The organism is Paenibacillus azoreducens (assembly GCF_021654775.1).
Taxonomy (GTDB): Bacteria; Bacillota; Bacilli; order Paenibacillales; family Paenibacillaceae; genus Paenibacillus_AQ; species Paenibacillus_AQ azoreducens.
The window spans coordinates 1,674,174-1,689,124 of the sequence record NZ_AP025343.1 but is presented as its reverse complement, the minus strand read 5'-3'; the positions used below and the strand labels follow the sequence as shown (position 1 = coordinate 1,689,124).

At 49.5% G+C, this 14,951-nt stretch carries 13 protein-coding genes; 6 read left to right on the top strand and 7 right to left on the bottom strand.

From position 1 onward, the window contains the following. Positions 1 to 116: 116 nt before the first annotated feature. Positions 117 to 2,009, bottom strand: coding sequence for a sensor histidine kinase (locus L6442_RS07140; protein ID WP_212977542.1), 1,893 nt, complete (start codon positions 2,007 to 2,009; stop codon positions 117 to 119). A 255-nt stretch (positions 2,010 to 2,264) separates the two neighbouring features. On the opposite strand from L6442_RS07140, the gene L6442_RS07135 reads away from it, so the two are divergent. Further along, a complete protein-coding gene (locus tag L6442_RS07135) occupies positions 2,265 to 2,645 on the top strand; it encodes a hypothetical protein (protein ID WP_212977699.1) in 381 nt (126 codons plus the stop codon). 84 nt (positions 2,646 to 2,729) lie between these two features. On the opposite strand, the gene L6442_RS07130 is transcribed toward L6442_RS07135, so the two are convergent. Next, a complete protein-coding gene (locus L6442_RS07130) occupies positions 2,730 to 3,755 on the bottom strand; it encodes a YeiH family protein (RefSeq protein ID WP_212977541.1) in 1,026 nt (341 codons plus the stop codon). Between the two features lie 400 nt (positions 3,756 to 4,155). On the opposite strand from L6442_RS07130, the gene L6442_RS07125 reads away from it, so the two are divergent. Both L6442_RS07125 and L6442_RS07120 read left to right on the top strand, forming a co-directional pair. Further along, positions 4,156 to 4,356 (top strand): helix-turn-helix transcriptional regulator, encoded by a 201-nt coding sequence (locus L6442_RS07125; protein ID WP_228101216.1) that lies wholly within the window; start codon positions 4,156 to 4,158, stop codon positions 4,354 to 4,356. Continuing rightward, on the top strand, positions 4,353 to 5,255 hold the full coding sequence (locus tag L6442_RS07120; protein WP_212977540.1) for a LysR family transcriptional regulator: 903 nt from the start codon (positions 4,353 to 4,355) through the stop codon (positions 5,253 to 5,255). Before L6442_RS07125 ends, L6442_RS07120 begins: the two co-directional genes overlap by 4 nt. On the opposite strand, the gene L6442_RS07115 is transcribed toward L6442_RS07120, so the two are convergent. From L6442_RS07115 to L6442_RS07100, 4 genes are all read right to left on the bottom strand, one after another. After that, positions 5,240 to 6,055 carry a formate/nitrite transporter family protein gene (locus tag L6442_RS07115; protein ID WP_237100258.1) on the bottom strand — a complete coding sequence of 272 codons (816 nt, stop codon included), beginning with the start codon at positions 6,053 to 6,055 and terminating at the stop codon, positions 5,240 to 5,242. The two genes, L6442_RS07120 and L6442_RS07115, sit on opposite strands and share 16 nt — an antisense overlap. A gap of 384 nt (positions 6,056 to 6,439) precedes the next feature. Continuing rightward, positions 6,440 to 7,453, bottom strand: a complete 1,014-nt coding sequence (gene moaA / locus L6442_RS07110; protein WP_212977538.1) for a GTP 3',8-cyclase MoaA — start codon at positions 7,451 to 7,453, stop codon at positions 6,440 to 6,442. A 64-nt stretch (positions 7,454 to 7,517) separates the two neighbouring features. Continuing rightward, positions 7,518 to 8,324, bottom strand: coding sequence for a formate dehydrogenase accessory sulfurtransferase FdhD (fdhD, locus tag L6442_RS07105; protein WP_212977537.1), 807 nt, complete (start codon positions 8,322 to 8,324; stop codon positions 7,518 to 7,520). A gap of 7 nt (positions 8,325 to 8,331) precedes the next feature. After that, positions 8,332 to 8,679, bottom strand: a complete 348-nt coding sequence (locus L6442_RS07100; RefSeq protein ID WP_194232633.1) for a Na-translocating system protein MpsC family protein — start codon at positions 8,677 to 8,679, stop codon at positions 8,332 to 8,334. Between the two features lie 337 nt (positions 8,680 to 9,016). Here L6442_RS07100 and fdhF point away from each other — a divergent pair, with 337 nt between their 5' ends. Both fdhF and L6442_RS07090 read left to right on the top strand, forming a co-directional pair. Beyond that, positions 9,017 to 11,932, top strand: coding sequence for a formate dehydrogenase subunit alpha (gene fdhF / locus L6442_RS07095; protein ID WP_373871795.1), 2,916 nt, complete (start codon positions 9,017 to 9,019; stop codon positions 11,930 to 11,932). A gap of 17 nt (positions 11,933 to 11,949) precedes the next feature. Continuing rightward, positions 11,950 to 12,423, top strand: a complete 474-nt coding sequence (locus tag L6442_RS07090; protein ID WP_212977535.1) for a helical membrane plugin domain-containing protein — start codon at positions 11,950 to 11,952, stop codon at positions 12,421 to 12,423. 301 nt (positions 12,424 to 12,724) lie between these two features. Here L6442_RS07090 and L6442_RS07085 read toward each other — a convergent pair whose 3' ends face one another. Continuing rightward, on the bottom strand, positions 12,725 to 13,270 hold the full coding sequence (locus tag L6442_RS07085) for a glutathione peroxidase (protein WP_194232636.1): 546 nt from the start codon (positions 13,268 to 13,270) through the stop codon (positions 12,725 to 12,727). Between the two features lie 214 nt (positions 13,271 to 13,484). On the opposite strand from L6442_RS07085, the gene L6442_RS07080 reads away from it, so the two are divergent. Further along, positions 13,485 to 14,228: an SDR family NAD(P)-dependent oxidoreductase gene (locus tag L6442_RS07080; protein ID WP_212977534.1), complete on the top strand. Its 744-nt coding sequence runs from the start codon at positions 13,485 to 13,487 to the stop codon at positions 14,226 to 14,228. The last annotated feature ends 723 nt before the right edge of the window (positions 14,229 to 14,951 follow it).

Sequence of the window (14,951 nt, the reverse complement as noted above, 5' to 3'; positions counted from 1 at the left end):
CGCTTGGGAAGATTATAAAACAGGTGGTGCTAATCAAGCTCTCTTCTAAAAACATGCAAAAATGGCGCCTTATTCGACATCGGCGCCATTTTGCATGCTCGGATTATTCATTTTCATTACGGTTCGTGGCCGTTTGTCTCCGGAAACCGGATGATCGCTTCCGTCCCTGCTCCCTTTTGACTTTTGAACTGGATTTTTCCTCTCATCGCTTCGATAATTCTGAAGGTGACCATGAGTCCAAGCCCAGTCCCTTTGGTTTTGTTTGAAAAATAGGGTTCGCCAAGCCTGGCGATTACATTCGGTTCCATTCCCTCGCCGTTGTCTTGAATATGAATGACGACTTCATTATTTTCGGCATAAGCCCAAATGCGAACCCGTCCTTCTTCTTGAAGCGCCTCGATGCTGTTTTTGACAATATTGATGAAAGCCTGCTTGAACTTGGACGAATTCCCCTGTACATACAACCCTCTCGGAATCGTTGATATTATTTTGCTTCCTTGCAGATTGGCAAGCGGAATCAGGATTCCTTCAATATGGCGGAATTCTTCCGCAAGGTCTAATGGCTGTACATGATCAAGCTCCGGCTTGGCAAAGGTAAGGAAATCGGTGATAATGCCCGAAGCCCGGTCCAACTCCTTCAAAGCAAGCGTAAGATATTCCTTTTCCTTATTCGCTGATTTTTCCTGCAGCAGCTGTAAAAAGCCCCTTGTCACCTGCAGGGGATTACGAACCTCATGCGCAACGGATGCTGCAAGCTCGCTGATGATTTCCATTTTTTCCGACCGCTGCAGTTCATGATTAAACATCTCTAATTCCTTGGAATATTTGACGATCTGCCGGTGATTTTCCGCCACTTTTTGACAAAGAACCGCAATGAGCGCAAGCGCAAATCCAAGAACTCCCCATTTCCACCAGTGGAACTCGTATTTTTCGTTGCTGACCAGAAAGCTGATGGTTTCGATCAAAACCGTCAATCCGAATACGGCAAATCCCGATGTGAAAATCAGGGCATTCCGACTTCCCCGTACCGCGTACATAACTGAGCCGGCGACAAGCAAAACAATTTGGGCGATGACCACAAAACTCAGCACTTTGACGGAAACGAAATAATACAAATCAAACAATTGGTTGTGGGATAACAAATTCAGAAACATAAAGCCAAGACCAAACAGGGAATAGCCGGCCTGAAACCTGCGGAAATGCTTGATAAACTGCCGGTATCCAGAACCGACGGTTTGTTCAAAGTAAAAAGTCATGGCAGGGAGCAGCGTGAAAAGGGCCACATCATAGACAACCAGGAAAAATGAGCCGCAATTGCTGAAAAGACCGTATAAAAGCGGCGAATACGTCAAAATCATAGCTCCCAGCGAAATCAGGATGAAGGTAAGTGCCAGCCAGCTGAGCAGATGACTTTTTTCGATAAACAAAACGGGAATCAGCATGATCAGTCCAAGGAGAACCATGAAGCTCCCCAAAATCAGGTCGCCCAGATTCGATCTGACGAATTGGTTAAGAAACGCCTGATAATTTCCAACAAGCGCCCCGCCTTCGATACCGATTCGTTTTTTTTCAGATTTGACTTCAATACGCAGCGTTTTTCCTGTATCACCAGAGCTAAGCGGAAGCAGGATTGGGCTTCTGTTATACAAATAGCTGCGGTTTTGATCATAAATTTTGTCTTCATCCAAATAAATCAAAATATGCTGTCCGTAAACTTTTTTCAAGAGCAATGCGGAAGCTCCGGACTCTAGCCTCGGCACCACGATCCTGTACCAGATCTCCTTGGCGCCATTTTCCCTTGAAGGCAAGTTTTGCAGGGAAATAATCCTTTTCCATCCTTCATTATTTTTTTCCATATCCAAAGGATCTGTGTATCTCCATTTGATTTCCCATCCCGCATCAAGCCGTCTTGGCTCGTCCGGAGCAGCCCGCCCGGTAAAAGGGAAACATAACGCCATACATACGATCATTAGCAACATCAGGATGACTTTTTTAGCCGCCCACTTCATAAAACACCCCAGTTAGTCGTTTCTTAATCTAAATAAAGACTCGGAAATACAGGAATATGCTGCATTTCGCAAATCCTCCGATTCATTATGTAACATTACGACATATTTCGCAATTTTTCGATGTTATTAGACGTAATTCCCTCTCCCCTGTCTCCGAGTTCAAGGTTTGGTGTTCATGCAAAAAGCTGCCATGTTTATTCTTTCCCATTTAAGGTTAGGGTAAATAGCAAAAAAACATTAAGGAGATGAATCCTTATGCCCGAGGAGTATAAAACAGAAGCGGATTGGACCTATGAGCGCTATGCTAACGCAGGAGACCATCCTGTTGAAGACGGACTTCCGAAAGATGATTTACGGGATGTGAATACGCAGACGGTTCAAAGCATTTCCGCTGTTCCGGATCCTAGCGACATCGATTTTTACATCCGTTCCGACATGAGTCCGCAGCTTGGCGTGCGCCATGTTCCCGAAGAGCCGCTGCAGTCAGCAGCGGATGATGCCGATGAAGGGGAGCTTGAAGATGTACCCGATGCGGATGAAATCCAGAAGGACAGCCCTGTTGACCCTGTCGCAGTTGTGGAAGATATGCATGGAACCGACCTGATCAACGGTTTTGACGGTGACGAGACGGAATAAAGCTGCTTCCCTGCATAAAACGCAAAAGCAAAAAGACGCCGGCAAGAAACAAGAAACCGGAGTCTTTTTTTGGGCTTGTTTATTTTACGCAAAGCCAAGCACATGCACCAGCGTGAACCCAATAACCGCCAGCACGACCGAACCCATCAGTCCGGCTGCAAAAGGCTTTACGCCATTTCGGCGGAAGAAAGCAAAATCAACATTGAGGCCAAGGCCCGCCATTGCCATAGCAATCAGTATATATGCCAGATTGATAATTTGTGCGGTAACGGCATGAGGAATAATATTAAGGGAATTCAGGCCGCTCATCAGCAAAAAGCCAAGCACAAACCATGGAATTTGGATTTTGCTTTTTTGCGTTTTTTCCCCTTGGCTGCGGCTTGCCCAGTACCCCACGCATAGCGAAACGGGAACCAGAAGCGCTACCCGCGTCAGCTTGACGATCACCGCCATATCCTCCGCTTCCTTGCCGCCGGGAGCAGCCGCCGCGATCGCATGCGCCACCTCATGCAGCGTGCTTCCCGCAAACGCCCCGTATCCCTCAGGCGTCAGGCCAAGGAACGGATACAGTCCCACGTAAATCAGCGTAAACAGCGTCCCCAGAATAGCTACCGTGGCTGCGCTGACCACGGTTTCCTGGTCCTTGGCCTTAATAAGCGGCGCAATCGCAACAACCGCCGCCGCACCGCAAATCGCGGTTCCGCATGCCGTCATAAGCGCGAGCGGCCGATCCACTTTCAGCAGCCTGGCCAGGCCATACACAATAAAAATGGTCACCGTAATATGAACCGCTGCTATTAAAACAACCTTCGGTCCGGCATGGGCGATATCCACCAAATTCAGCCGCATCCCGAGCAAAATAATGCCGAAACGGAGCAATTTTTTATTTGAAAACGCCACTCCAGGCATAATGGAACCCGGCACTCCGAACGATGCCCTATAAATCATGCCCAGAATAATGGCCAGGACCAACTGCCCCATAATGCTAAGAAACGGAAGCAGCGACAATCCCTTGGCGAGCAGGGACAAAATCAGTGTCAGCCCAATTCCCAAAATAAATGTTTTAGCTTTCTTTGTTCTGCGAGGAACCGAGGACTCCTGCGAAATCATAAAAACCTTTCCATCCCCTCTGCTTCAAACTCTATATGAGGTTGTTCAAAAAGTTCGCTTTTGATCACGAAGTGAATCAGGAAGCAGGTTCGACATCGAATCTTGAATTCAGCCGGGCCTTCCGGTGCTCATGTACCCACTACGTACGCTCCGCTCCTCAGTCCCTAGCTTCATCCAACCTTCTTGGTGCTGAAAACCGGCCTTTTTGAACACGCACTATATGTCTCATCCCACTATAAAGTTGAAAGGACGGGAAGTGAAATACTGATTTGCTATCTCTATCATGAGGAAAACTTATGATTGAGATTGGAAAATGTAATATATATATTTCACAATGTAAAATATATGTTACAATTAATGCGCGAGGAGGTATCGATGCATTTTGGTGAACAAGGTGAAAATGGCTCGCATCCAAGCGGATTTAACCCAGCAGCAGCTGGCAGACAAAACGGGAGTCGCCCGCCAAACGATCAGCCTGATTGAAAAAGGCGCCTACAATCCATCATTAAAATTATGTTTGGATATATGTTATGCCCTGAACCGGACGCTCGATGACCTGTTTTGGGTAGACTTGGGAGGGAATGGAGGAGGGGCACGATGATTACCGATACGTTAAAAGTGTTTGTGACGGTGGCTGAGCAGAGGAACTTCTCGCAGGCTGCCAAACTGCTGAACTTGTCCCAGCCGGGCGTAAGCCTTCACATCCGCAATCTGGAAAATGAGCTCGGGTCCAAGCTGATGCACCGCTCTCCGAAGCTTGTGAAATTAACCGAAGCCGGGGAAATATTATTCCGCAAAGCCCAGCAGATTTTGGCATTATACGATGAAGCGAAAGCGGACATTCATATGCTGCGGGATGAAGTTACCGGCTCCTTGTATATGGGAGCGAGCTTTACAATCGGGGAGTATATTTTGCCGCGAGTGCTCGCGGAGTATGCCCATCAGTATCCGCTTGTGGATGTCCAGGTTCATATCAGCAACACGGACAATATTTTGCATGATATCCGCGCCGGGCGGTTCCACATCGGTCTGGTTGAAGGTAAAGTCGATGCCAAAGACCTTAAGGTAACGGCTTTTATGAAAGATGAAATGGTTCTCATTTCGGCTCCGGATCATCCTCTGGCCGCTGAAAAAAGCGTTGATATAAACCGGCTTCAAGATCAAGTGTGGGTCATGAGGGAAACGGGTTCCGGCACGCGCGCTTACAGCGACAAGCTTATCCAGGATGGGAACCTGTCCGTCAAGCGCAGCTTCGTGTTTAACAGCAGTCAGGGCGTGAAAGAAGCCGTTGCCTGCGGTCTTGGCATCGCTTTGCTGTCACGCTGGGTAGTTCGCAAAGAGCTCGAAAGCGGCGAGCTTCGCGAACTGTCGATCCGGGGGATGAAGATCAGCCGGGATCTTTCCTTGCTGCAAAGCAAGGATGAGCCGGCTGTCATGGCAGTGCTGAAATTCATCCAGACCTTGAAGTTGGACGCCCGGTCGCTTTATGCGGATTTCTGACTTTCCTGCGGTTTGGAGAGAGCCGAGGCGCCGGCAGGCTGCCGGTAAGAAATAAAATATGCGCCGGCCACGAAGATCGAACCCCCGATCATGTTGCCCAGGAATACGGCCGCGAAATTCGGGAAGTACTCTGCCCAGGTCATTTCCCCGGCAAAAATAGCGGCGGGAATTACGAACATATTGGCAACAACGTGCTGGAAGCCGATGGCAACGAAAGCCATAACCGGGAACCAAATGCCGGCGATTTTACCGGCAAAGTCTTTCGCCCCATACCCAAGCCATACGGCAAGGCATACCAGCCAGTTGCAGCCGATGCCGGATACGAATGCCTGCACAAACGAATCCTGGATTTTGGCGTTTGCAATTGCTGACGTTTTGGCCAGGAAGGCTCCTTCAGTAAGCCCTACGACATGACCGAAAAAATAGGCGACAAATACGGAGCCGATAAAATTCGCAATCGTAACCAGCACCCAGTTTTTCAGCACGGAACCAAATCCGATTTTACGCGCGAACCATGCCATTGGAAGCGTCATCATATTGCCCGTCAACAGCTCTCCGCCTGCAAGGATCGTCAGGATCAGCCCAACAGGAAACACCGCCGCCCCGAGAAATCCGGCAGCAGACCCCCACTCCTTCGGCGCCGTACCGATCACGCGGATATCAAGCAAAAAACCCAAAGCAATAAACGCTCCGGCCAAAAATCCCAAAACCAGAACGGTGGAAAGGGAGGATTTGGCCTTCTTCTCCCCGGTTTCAACGGCGATGTCCCTGATTTGCTGGGGTGTGTAAAACGACGACATGTTACATTCCTCCATCAACATTTCATTTTTGCGCCGGCCATGCCCATTTTACCCGCTTCGGCATGGCAGCAATGGAAACTACAAACTGCATAAGCGTTTACTCAAGCACAAAAAAACCGCCACAAATCTTTCTTTCCGCCAGAACACGAAAAGAAAAACCTGTGCCGGTTAACACCCCTACCCGTTTCCTATAGGGGGATCAATCACGCGCTTTCGTTATCAGTAAAGCAGCTGCAACACCTACAACCACTTCACCACACGTTTGTAAAACATTTCATATCACATGATAACATACGTTCTAACTTTGTCAACATTGTGAATAAATGTACTTAATATAATTAATATTCCAGGATTGTTCACATGATATTCACGTTCAAAGAGTCATTAGCCGCCAATGCGGGACATTTCCACCTTGGCTTGCCCGCTTCGTTCCTCCCTCGCCGCTTCGCGTTCCAGCGAATACCGGTCATGGCGCTGCTCCCAAATATCCGTGATTTGCAACGCGATCTCTTCATCGCTCGCATCCGAACGCAGCAGTGTACGGAGATCATGGCCTTTGGTTGCAAACAGGCAGGTATAAAGCATGCCGTCGGCCGAGAGCCTCCCCCGCGTGCATGTGGAGCAAAAGGCGTCGCTCACGGACGAAATAATGCCGATTTCGCCTTTGCCGTCGAGGAAACGGAATCGAGAAGCCACTTCCCCTGGATAATTGGGCTCCACCGGCTCAAGCGGGAATTCCGCCCCGATTCGCTCAAGCATCTCTTTTTTGCTGATGACCTGCTTCCAATCCCAGCCGTTGGTATTACCCACATCCATATATTCAATCATGCGCAAAATATGGCCCTTTTCCCGGAAATAGCGGACCATCGGCAAAAGCGCATGCTCATTAACGCCCTTCTGCACGACCATGTTCACTTTTACCTTCAAACCCGCTTCCGCTGCTGCGTCAATCCCCTCAAGCACCTTCTTGACGCGGGATTTGCCGCCGTTCATCCGCATAAAGATTTCGTCGTCCAAAGCGTCCAGGCTGACCGCCACGCGCATCAATCCGGCCTCGCGCAGCTTCCCGGCCTGTCCGGCAAGCAGGCTTCCGTTCGTCGTAAGGGCGATATCTTTTACCTCTTTGATCCCGGCAATGCCCGCAATAATCTCCGGCAATTCCTTGCGCAGAATGGGCTCGCCGCCCGTTATCCGCATTTTTTGCACACCTAGTCCGGCAAATATTCCGGCCAGCCTGACAGTTTCATCGACGGACAGCAGATGGTCACGGGCTAAAAAAGGATACTCCCGGCCAAAAATTTCTTCCGGCATGCAGTAACGGCACCGGAAATTGCAGCGGTCCGTCACGGAAATCCGTAGATCCCGAAGTGTGCGTTTATAATAATCTCTGGTTTCCATGATCTTCACTCCATTTCCGCGCCCTAAGGCACCCGGTTACTCCGGATCTGTTGTATTCCTGGAACTAATCTCTCCGGCATTCGATAATGCGCTGCGGATAAGTATACACATTGCAGCTGCTTCCCCGGACAAAACCTACGGCCGTGATGCCCAAATTCTCCGCAAGCTCAAGCGCTAGCCCTGTCGGCGCCGACTTGGAGAGAATGATGCCGCAGCCGATCTTTGCGACTTTAAGCAGGATTTCCGAAGAAATTCTGCCGCTGAAGACAATGATTTTGTCGTTCATGGGAATATCCCGTTTCAAACAGTAGCCATAGAGTTTATCAAGCGCATTGTGCCGGCCGATATCCATCCGCTCCAGCAAAATTCCGTTCCGGTCGCATAAAGCCGCATTGTGCACGCCGCCTGTTTTGCTGAAAATTTCGGCGCCTTCCTGCATATCCTTCACCAGTCTGAAAACGTCATCAAATGATAGCTCAACAGGCACGTCATGCAGGTGTTTGGCCGTTTTGGCATCGTTAAAAAACACGAATCCCTGCCGGCTTGCGCCGCAGCAGGAGGTCACGTACCGTTTGCTGTAAAGCTGGCGGTGGAGCGGGCTCCAGCGGCTTACTTCCGCATGGACGAACCCCTCTTCCTCCTGAACCCACAAATTCTTGATTTCATCGATCCCGGCGATGACGCCTTCCGAAGCGAGATAACCGACCGCCATATCCTCAATGTATTCCGGCGTACATACCAAGGTGGCAAATTCCTCGCCGTTAATTTTGATGGTTATGGGGTGTTCGGTGACGATGAGGTCGGTTTTCTCCCCGATCATGCCATTCTCATAGCGAATAACGCCTTCTTTTTCACGTGTCGCGCTGTTCATCGGCTTATCATCCCTGTTCTATATTTTTTTCGAATACAAAAACGGAAATAGCAATGTCCTCATCCACCTTGACATCGTTAAACAAATGAACGAGCTTGGAACCGCAAAGTTCTTCCAAACCATCCGGCACCTTATGTTTGTACAAATCCTGAATCATGTGCGTTCTGGCGCTGTGCACCATTTTTTTGCCGTCCGGCGTTTGTGCGATAAACTTTTCCGTCGGAGTAAAATTTCCGTACATCCGGGTGATCGCCATGTTTTCGACGAAGGTTGTATGAATGCGCTCGGGTCCCTTACCGAATGTGTCTTTTCTGACTTTCCGGATGATGTCATTAAACGCAACTTCCTTTTTCATCTCTCAATCACCTCACACAAGTTTAACACTATACTAAATCTTAGTTAGATTGTACAGAATAATTCAACCTTGTTTTTTCGCGCATGGAAGTAGTATAATCATGGCAAGATACCGTTTTTGACATCATAATGGAATGATCAGTTTAGTAGGCCATTGCTAATCGGTTACTCCACTACAACCTTCCGTACCAGAACTAGCGGACCGGTTTTAGTGGGTTTTTTTGTTTATGGGCATTTTTGAATGCACTTGCAAAAGAACGGATTTTCTCTGGTCAATGTTCCGTTATCGAGAAAAATTGGGGAAATGGGGTTATTTCGTGAGTCAGGAAACTGTGAAAATTGCTTTGAACGGACAAAACGTTGAAGTGAAGAAGGGCATGACGGTCATCGAGGCAATTAACCTTGCGGGCCTTGCGCACCCACAAATTTGTTACGTGCCCGAGGTCGACCCGATCCAAACATGCGATACATGTATCGTTGAGATTAACGGCAAATTGAAGCGGGCTTGTTCCACGGCAGCGGAGGACGGAATGGACATCCAGCTTTCCTCGAACAGAGCCAAAGAAGCGCAAACGGAAGCGATGGACCGGATTTTGGAAAACCACTTGCTGTACTGCACGGTTTGCGACAACAACAACGGCAACTGCAAGCTGCATAATACGGCGGAAATGATGGAGATCGAACATCAAAAATATCCGTACCGGCCAAAAGTGGACCCTTCCGAGGTCGATATGTCCCATCCGTTCTATCGTTACGATCCGAACCAATGCATCGCCTGCGGACAATGCGTTGAGGTCTGCCAAAGTCTTCAGGTCAATGAGACGCTTTCCATCGACTGGGAAGCCGACATTCCGCGCGTAAAATGGGACAACGGGGTATCCATCAACGATTCCTCTTGCGTCAGCTGCGGACAATGCGTCACGATCTGCCCATGTAACGCGCTGATGGAAAAATCGATGCTGGGCGAAGCGGGCTTTATGACCGGAATCGACAAGCCGGTTCTGGAACCGATGATCGATCTGGTCAAGGAAGTAGAGCCCGGTTATAGCGGCATTTTTGCCATTTCTGAAATCGAAGCCGCCATGCGCGACACAAGAACGCGTAAAACGAAAACGGTTTGTACATTCTGCGGCGTAGGCTGCTCCTTTGAAGTTTGGACCAAAGGCCGGAAGATTCTGAAGGTCCAGCCTTCCCATGATGCGCCGGTCAACGCGATTTCGACCTGCGTCAAAGGTAAATTCGGTTGGGATTTCGTCAACAGCGAAGAACGCCTCACCACTCCGCTCATTCGCCAGGGTGACGCTTTCGTGGAGTCCACTTGGGATGAAGCGCTTTCCTTGGTTGCGAAGCGGCTCGGCGGGATGAAAAAAGAATACGGCTCAAACGCGCTCGGATTTATTTCTTCGTCCAAAATCACCAATGAGGAAAACTACCTTATTCAAAAACTGGCGCGCCAGGTGTTCGAAACGAACAATGTCGACAATTGCTCCCGCTACTGCCAATCACCCGCTTCGGACGGCCTGATGTCCACCGTCGGCATCGGCGGCGATGCCGGCACCATCAAGGATATTGCTGCGGCAGGACTGGTCATCCTGATCGGCTGCGCCCCTGCTGAAGGCCATCCGGTACTGGCGACGCGCATTAAACGTGCCCATAAACTGCATGGACAAAAGCTGATTGTTGCCGATCTGCGCAAACACGAGATGGCCGAGCGTTCGGATATCTTTATCCGTCCGAAACAAGGCACCGACTTCGTATGGCTGACCGCCGTAACGAAATACATGATCGACCAAGGCTGGCATAGCGATGCTTTTATCCGCGATCATGTGCATCATTTTGAAGATTATAAAAAGCTGCTTGAAAAATTCACGCTGGAATATGCCGAAGCAGAAACCGGCATCTCCAAGGAAACACTGATCGAGATTGCGACCATGATCCATGAGGCTGACGGAACGGCCATTTGCTGGGGAATGGGCGTAACCCAAAACGTCGCCGGATCCCATACATCCGCGGCGATTTCCAACCTGCTGCTGGCCACCGGCAACTACATGCGCCCGGGTGCGGGGGCATATCCGCTCCGCGGCCATAACAATGTGCAGGGCGCCTGCGACATGGGAACCCTGCCGCCGTGGCTGCCTGGCTATCAGCATGTATCCAATGATGAAGCGCGCACCCGTTTTGAGCAGGCTTACGGCGTAAGCATTTCGCCGAAACCGGGCATGGACAACATCCAAATGCTGGATGCGATCGAACGCGGTGAACTCAAAGGGATGTACCTGGTAGGCGAAGACATGGCCTGGGTTGATTCCAACTCCAACCACGTGCAGAATCTTCTCAGCAAGCTGGATTTCCTGGTTGTGCAGGACGTCTTCTTATCCCAGACCGCCCAGTTTGCCGACGTGATATTGCCTGCCTGCCCTTCCTTGGAAAAGGATGGCACCTTTAGCAACACGGAACGCCGCGTGCAGCGTCTTTATCAAGTTTTGGAGCCGATGGGCGATTCCAAACCGGACTGGTGGATTACGACCCAGATCGCCAAATATCTTGGCTTTGACTGGAATTACGGCCATCCGGGCGAAATCTTTGCGGAAATGGCCAGCTTGACGCCGTTTTTCTCCAAAGCAAATTATGAGGTGCTGGAAGGCTGGGGCAGCTTCTTCTGGGGCTCCCCGACCGGGGAAAGCACGCCGCTTCTGTATACGGACGGATTCAATTTTCCTGATAAAAAGGCGCGCTTCTCGCTCGTGGACTACGTTCCGCCGGTGGAATTCCCTGCCGAATACGATCTCGTCCTGAACAACGGCCGTCTTCTGGAACAATTCCATGAAGGCAACCTGACGAACAAGTCGCATGGCATCAACCTGAAGCTGCCGGAAGTATTTGTGGAGATATCGCCTGAGCTTGCCGCGGAACGCGGCATCGAAAGCGGAGCCTTGGTACGGCTTGACTCGCCTTACGGCGCGATTAAGCTGAAAGCTTTGGTAACGGACAGAGTACACCGCAACGAGGTGTATGTACCGATGCATTCCGCCAGCCACGAAAATGCGGTCAATCTCCTAACCGGAGGCGCGGTGGATGTACGAACCAATACGCCTGCCTTTAAACAGACGAAAGTCCGGATGCAGATCCTGAACATCAAGGGAACAAGCCCGCTTCCGCTTACCAATCCGCGCAATAAGAAACGCCATCCGCAAAACGGCGTTGAGGTTGAGCGCAAATGGAAACGTCCGGGTTATGTTTCTCTGGTCGATTAAGGAAAGGTGGTATAAAGATGGCAGAACCGATTTCGATGATTAAAAAACGCGTACTCAGCGAAGAAGAATTAAAGCAGCAGTCCCTGGAACAATTAAAAGATTCCGTGGTCGAACATGAACAAGCGATCGACAAAGCGATCGATGTGCTGAACGAGCTGTACGGCAGCGGTATCCTGGAAGCGACGGAAGCACTCCTTAAAGCCAAAGCAAAAGTGGCTGAAATCGCCCTTCATCAGGCAAATCGTCCCGAAGTCACCAACATCATCAACAACGGGATCGCAGCAGCCGGCGCCCTTTCCGCCATCAATCCGGAGCATACCGCAAAGCTGCTCACCGGCATAGCCAAAGGGCTGGAGGAAGCAGGCAAGCCGCAGGAAGAGAAGCTAACCATCTTTTCTCTCCTGGGCGCGCTGAAGGATCCTGACGTAAACCGGGCGATCGGATTTGGGCTGCGTTTCTTGAAGGGACTAGGCAAAGAACTAGGCGAGTAAGCCTCGCAAACTTTAATCTATTATCAAAAAGACAAATTAGGCTGACGGGTTCCAGCCTATTAGAAACACCCCATAGGGAAGCTTGTTAAAGCGCATCTCTATGGGGTGTTTTCAATTGTACGGAAATAAAAACATACCCTGAAGCAGCGGACTCCAGGGTATCAAGCAATATATTATAAAAGGGGTATGGATAGAATTATAGAAGTCCTTTCTTAAAATTAGATGAAAATAACCTTGAAAACACCTTAAATTTTGATGTCTGAATGTTAGACATTCTTATTGATGAACGGGAACCACGTTATTACAGCAAAGATTCAACGGCTGGTTCGAGTTCAAGCGGTCCTACCGGCGATTCGAAGCGATTCACCACGTTTCCCTTGCGGTCAATCAGGAATTTGGTGAAATTCCATTTGATATCATTGCCTTCCATCAGCTCGGGCTGCTCTTTTTCAATAAAAGCGGACAGCATCTTGGCTTCCGAATTGCTTGGATCAAACCCTTTAAATGGGGCCTGCTCAGACAGGTAAGCAAAAAGCGGATGTTTGCCTTCCCCGCGTACGTCTGTTTTCTCAAACAGAGGGAATGTTACACCGTAATTGATCTGGCAAAAGGTGTTCACATCTTCGTTGCTTCCAGGCTCTTGCCCGCCAAATTGATTGCAAGGGAAACCAAGGATCGTGAATCCGCGGTCCTTATATTTTTCGTAAAGCTTCTGAAGATCGGAGTATTGTGCCGTAAAACCGCATTCGCTGGCCGTGTTGACGATCAAAAGTACATTTCCTTCGTATTGCGACAAGGATTCTTCCTTGCCACGGATATTTTTCGCTTTAAATGAATATACGCTCATCTGGTTAAACCTCCATTGTTTTGCCGTTTATTTTGTTTCAGTCGGCTATTTTTATTTTATAAAATTAAATTGTTTACAATATAAATGTAACACATGTATACCATAAAAATCAACCCGTCTTGATCTCAGGATATGATTAGAAAAATGGGAAATTATAAGAGAAAGTATTAATGAGGCCACTCCCATTTTTGTCCATGAAGGAGCGTTGATAGGTATGAAATTATCCGGCAAAACAGCAGTCATCACTGGTGCGGCGGGCGGAATCGGACAAGCTACGGCGCGGCTGTTCGCGCAGGAAGGGGCTTCCGTGGTTATTGCCGATTTTTCCGAAGCCGGACAGGAAGTTGCGAACAGGCTAAAGGAGGACGGTTATCAGGCCATATACGAGAAGGTTGATGTCAAGGTTGAAGAGGACATTCAGAAATTGATCGAACGCACTGTCCAAACTTACGGCAAGCTCGATATCCTGTTCGCCAATGCGGCCGTGACCAATGATGATCCGGCTGATGAGCTGTCGCTGGAAAAATGGCGGCGCACGCTGGATGTCAATCTGACGGGCGTGTTCCTGGCCGATAAATATGCCCTGATCCAGATGCTGAAGCAGGGAACCGGCGGCGTGATCGTCAATGGGGCCTCCATCCATGGACATGCGGCCAAAGCCGGGGTAACAGCCTACGGATCCGCCAAGGCCGGGGTGGTTATGCTTACCCAAACCCTCGGCATTCAATATGCCAATAAAGGCATCCGCGTAAATGCGGTCTGTCCGGGATATATCGAAACGCCTCTGATGAAGGTACTCCCTTCGGAAGAGGTGCAAAAGCTGATTGATCTGCAGCCGATCGGCCGGCTTGGCCGCCCCGAGGAAATAGCCAAAGCCGTTTTATTCCTTGCCAGCGACGATGCATCGTTTATCACCGGGACAAGTCTGATGGTGGATGGCGGATATACTGCGAGATAGCTCGATGCCATGCGTGGCGGATATACTGCGCAACAGCATGATGCCGATGCCGTGCATACGGATATACTGCGCAACAGCACGATGTCGATGACATGCATACGGATATACTGCGCATAGCATGATGCCGATGCCGTGCACGGATATACTGCGCGACAGCATGATGTCGATGCCGTGCATACGGATATACTGCGCGACAGCATGATGCCGATGACATGCATACGGATATACTGCGCATAGCATGATGCCGATGCCGTGCATACGGATATACTGCGCAACAGCACGATGCCGTTGCCGTGCATACGGATATACTGCGCAACAGCACGATGTCAAGCTGGAGCTCGCTCCATCTCTAACGGACACTACGGACGCTAAAAAGGGTAAATTCATCCATTTTGATTTCTAACGGACACAGCTGCCGCTATTTAGTGAAATATGCCCTTTTTGTGATGATTTGCAGCTATTAAGCGCTGAGGTGTCCGTTAAAATTTGAAAATCGCTATTTTTTGCGAATTAGCGGCCATGGTGTCCGTTATGCTTTTTTCTTATATGCGGATTCGAAAATCCTGAAACTTCTCAACGCTATAGTTCCCAGTTCGCTAGCCGAGGATGATCCGTCATGCTGATCGGAAACTTTCCGTCATGCAAGCCGAGGACTTTCCATCATGCTGGCCGGGAACATTCCATCACGCTGGCCGAGGACTTTCCGTCATGTGGCCGAGAAAG

Excerpts from the sequence above, each read along its gene's own strand:
- L6442_RS07140 (WP_212977542.1), bottom strand. The coding sequence starts at position 2,009 with ATGAAGTGGGCGGCTAAAAAAGTCATCCTGATGTTGCTAATGATCGTA.
- L6442_RS07135 (WP_212977699.1), top strand. The coding sequence starts at position 2,265 with ATGCCCGAGGAGTATAAAACAGAAGCGGATTGGACCTATGAGCGCTAT.
- L6442_RS07130 (WP_212977541.1), bottom strand. The coding sequence starts at position 3,755 with ATGATTTCGCAGGAGTCCTCGGTTCCTCGCAGAACAAAGAAAGCTAAA.
- L6442_RS07125 (WP_228101216.1), top strand. The coding sequence starts at position 4,156 with ATGGCTCGCATCCAAGCGGATTTAACCCAGCAGCAGCTGGCAGACAAA.
- L6442_RS07120 (WP_212977540.1), top strand. The coding sequence starts at position 4,353 with ATGATTACCGATACGTTAAAAGTGTTTGTGACGGTGGCTGAGCAGAGG.
- L6442_RS07115 (WP_237100258.1), bottom strand. The coding sequence starts at position 6,055 with ATGTCGTCGTTTTACACACCCCAGCAAATCAGGGACATCGCCGTTGAA.
- moaA (WP_212977538.1), bottom strand. The coding sequence starts at position 7,453 with ATGGAAACCAGAGATTATTATAAACGCACACTTCGGGATCTACGGATT.
- fdhD (WP_212977537.1), bottom strand. The coding sequence starts at position 8,324 with ATGAACAGCGCGACACGTGAAAAAGAAGGCGTTATTCGCTATGAGAAT.
- L6442_RS07100 (WP_194232633.1), bottom strand. The coding sequence starts at position 8,679 with ATGAAAAAGGAAGTTGCGTTTAATGACATCATCCGGAAAGTCAGAAAA.
- L6442_RS07090 (WP_212977535.1), top strand. The coding sequence starts at position 11,950 with ATGGCAGAACCGATTTCGATGATTAAAAAACGCGTACTCAGCGAAGAA.
- L6442_RS07085 (WP_194232636.1), bottom strand. The coding sequence starts at position 13,270 with ATGAGCGTATATTCATTTAAAGCGAAAAATATCCGTGGCAAGGAAGAA.
- L6442_RS07080 (WP_212977534.1), top strand. The coding sequence starts at position 13,485 with ATGAAATTATCCGGCAAAACAGCAGTCATCACTGGTGCGGCGGGCGGA.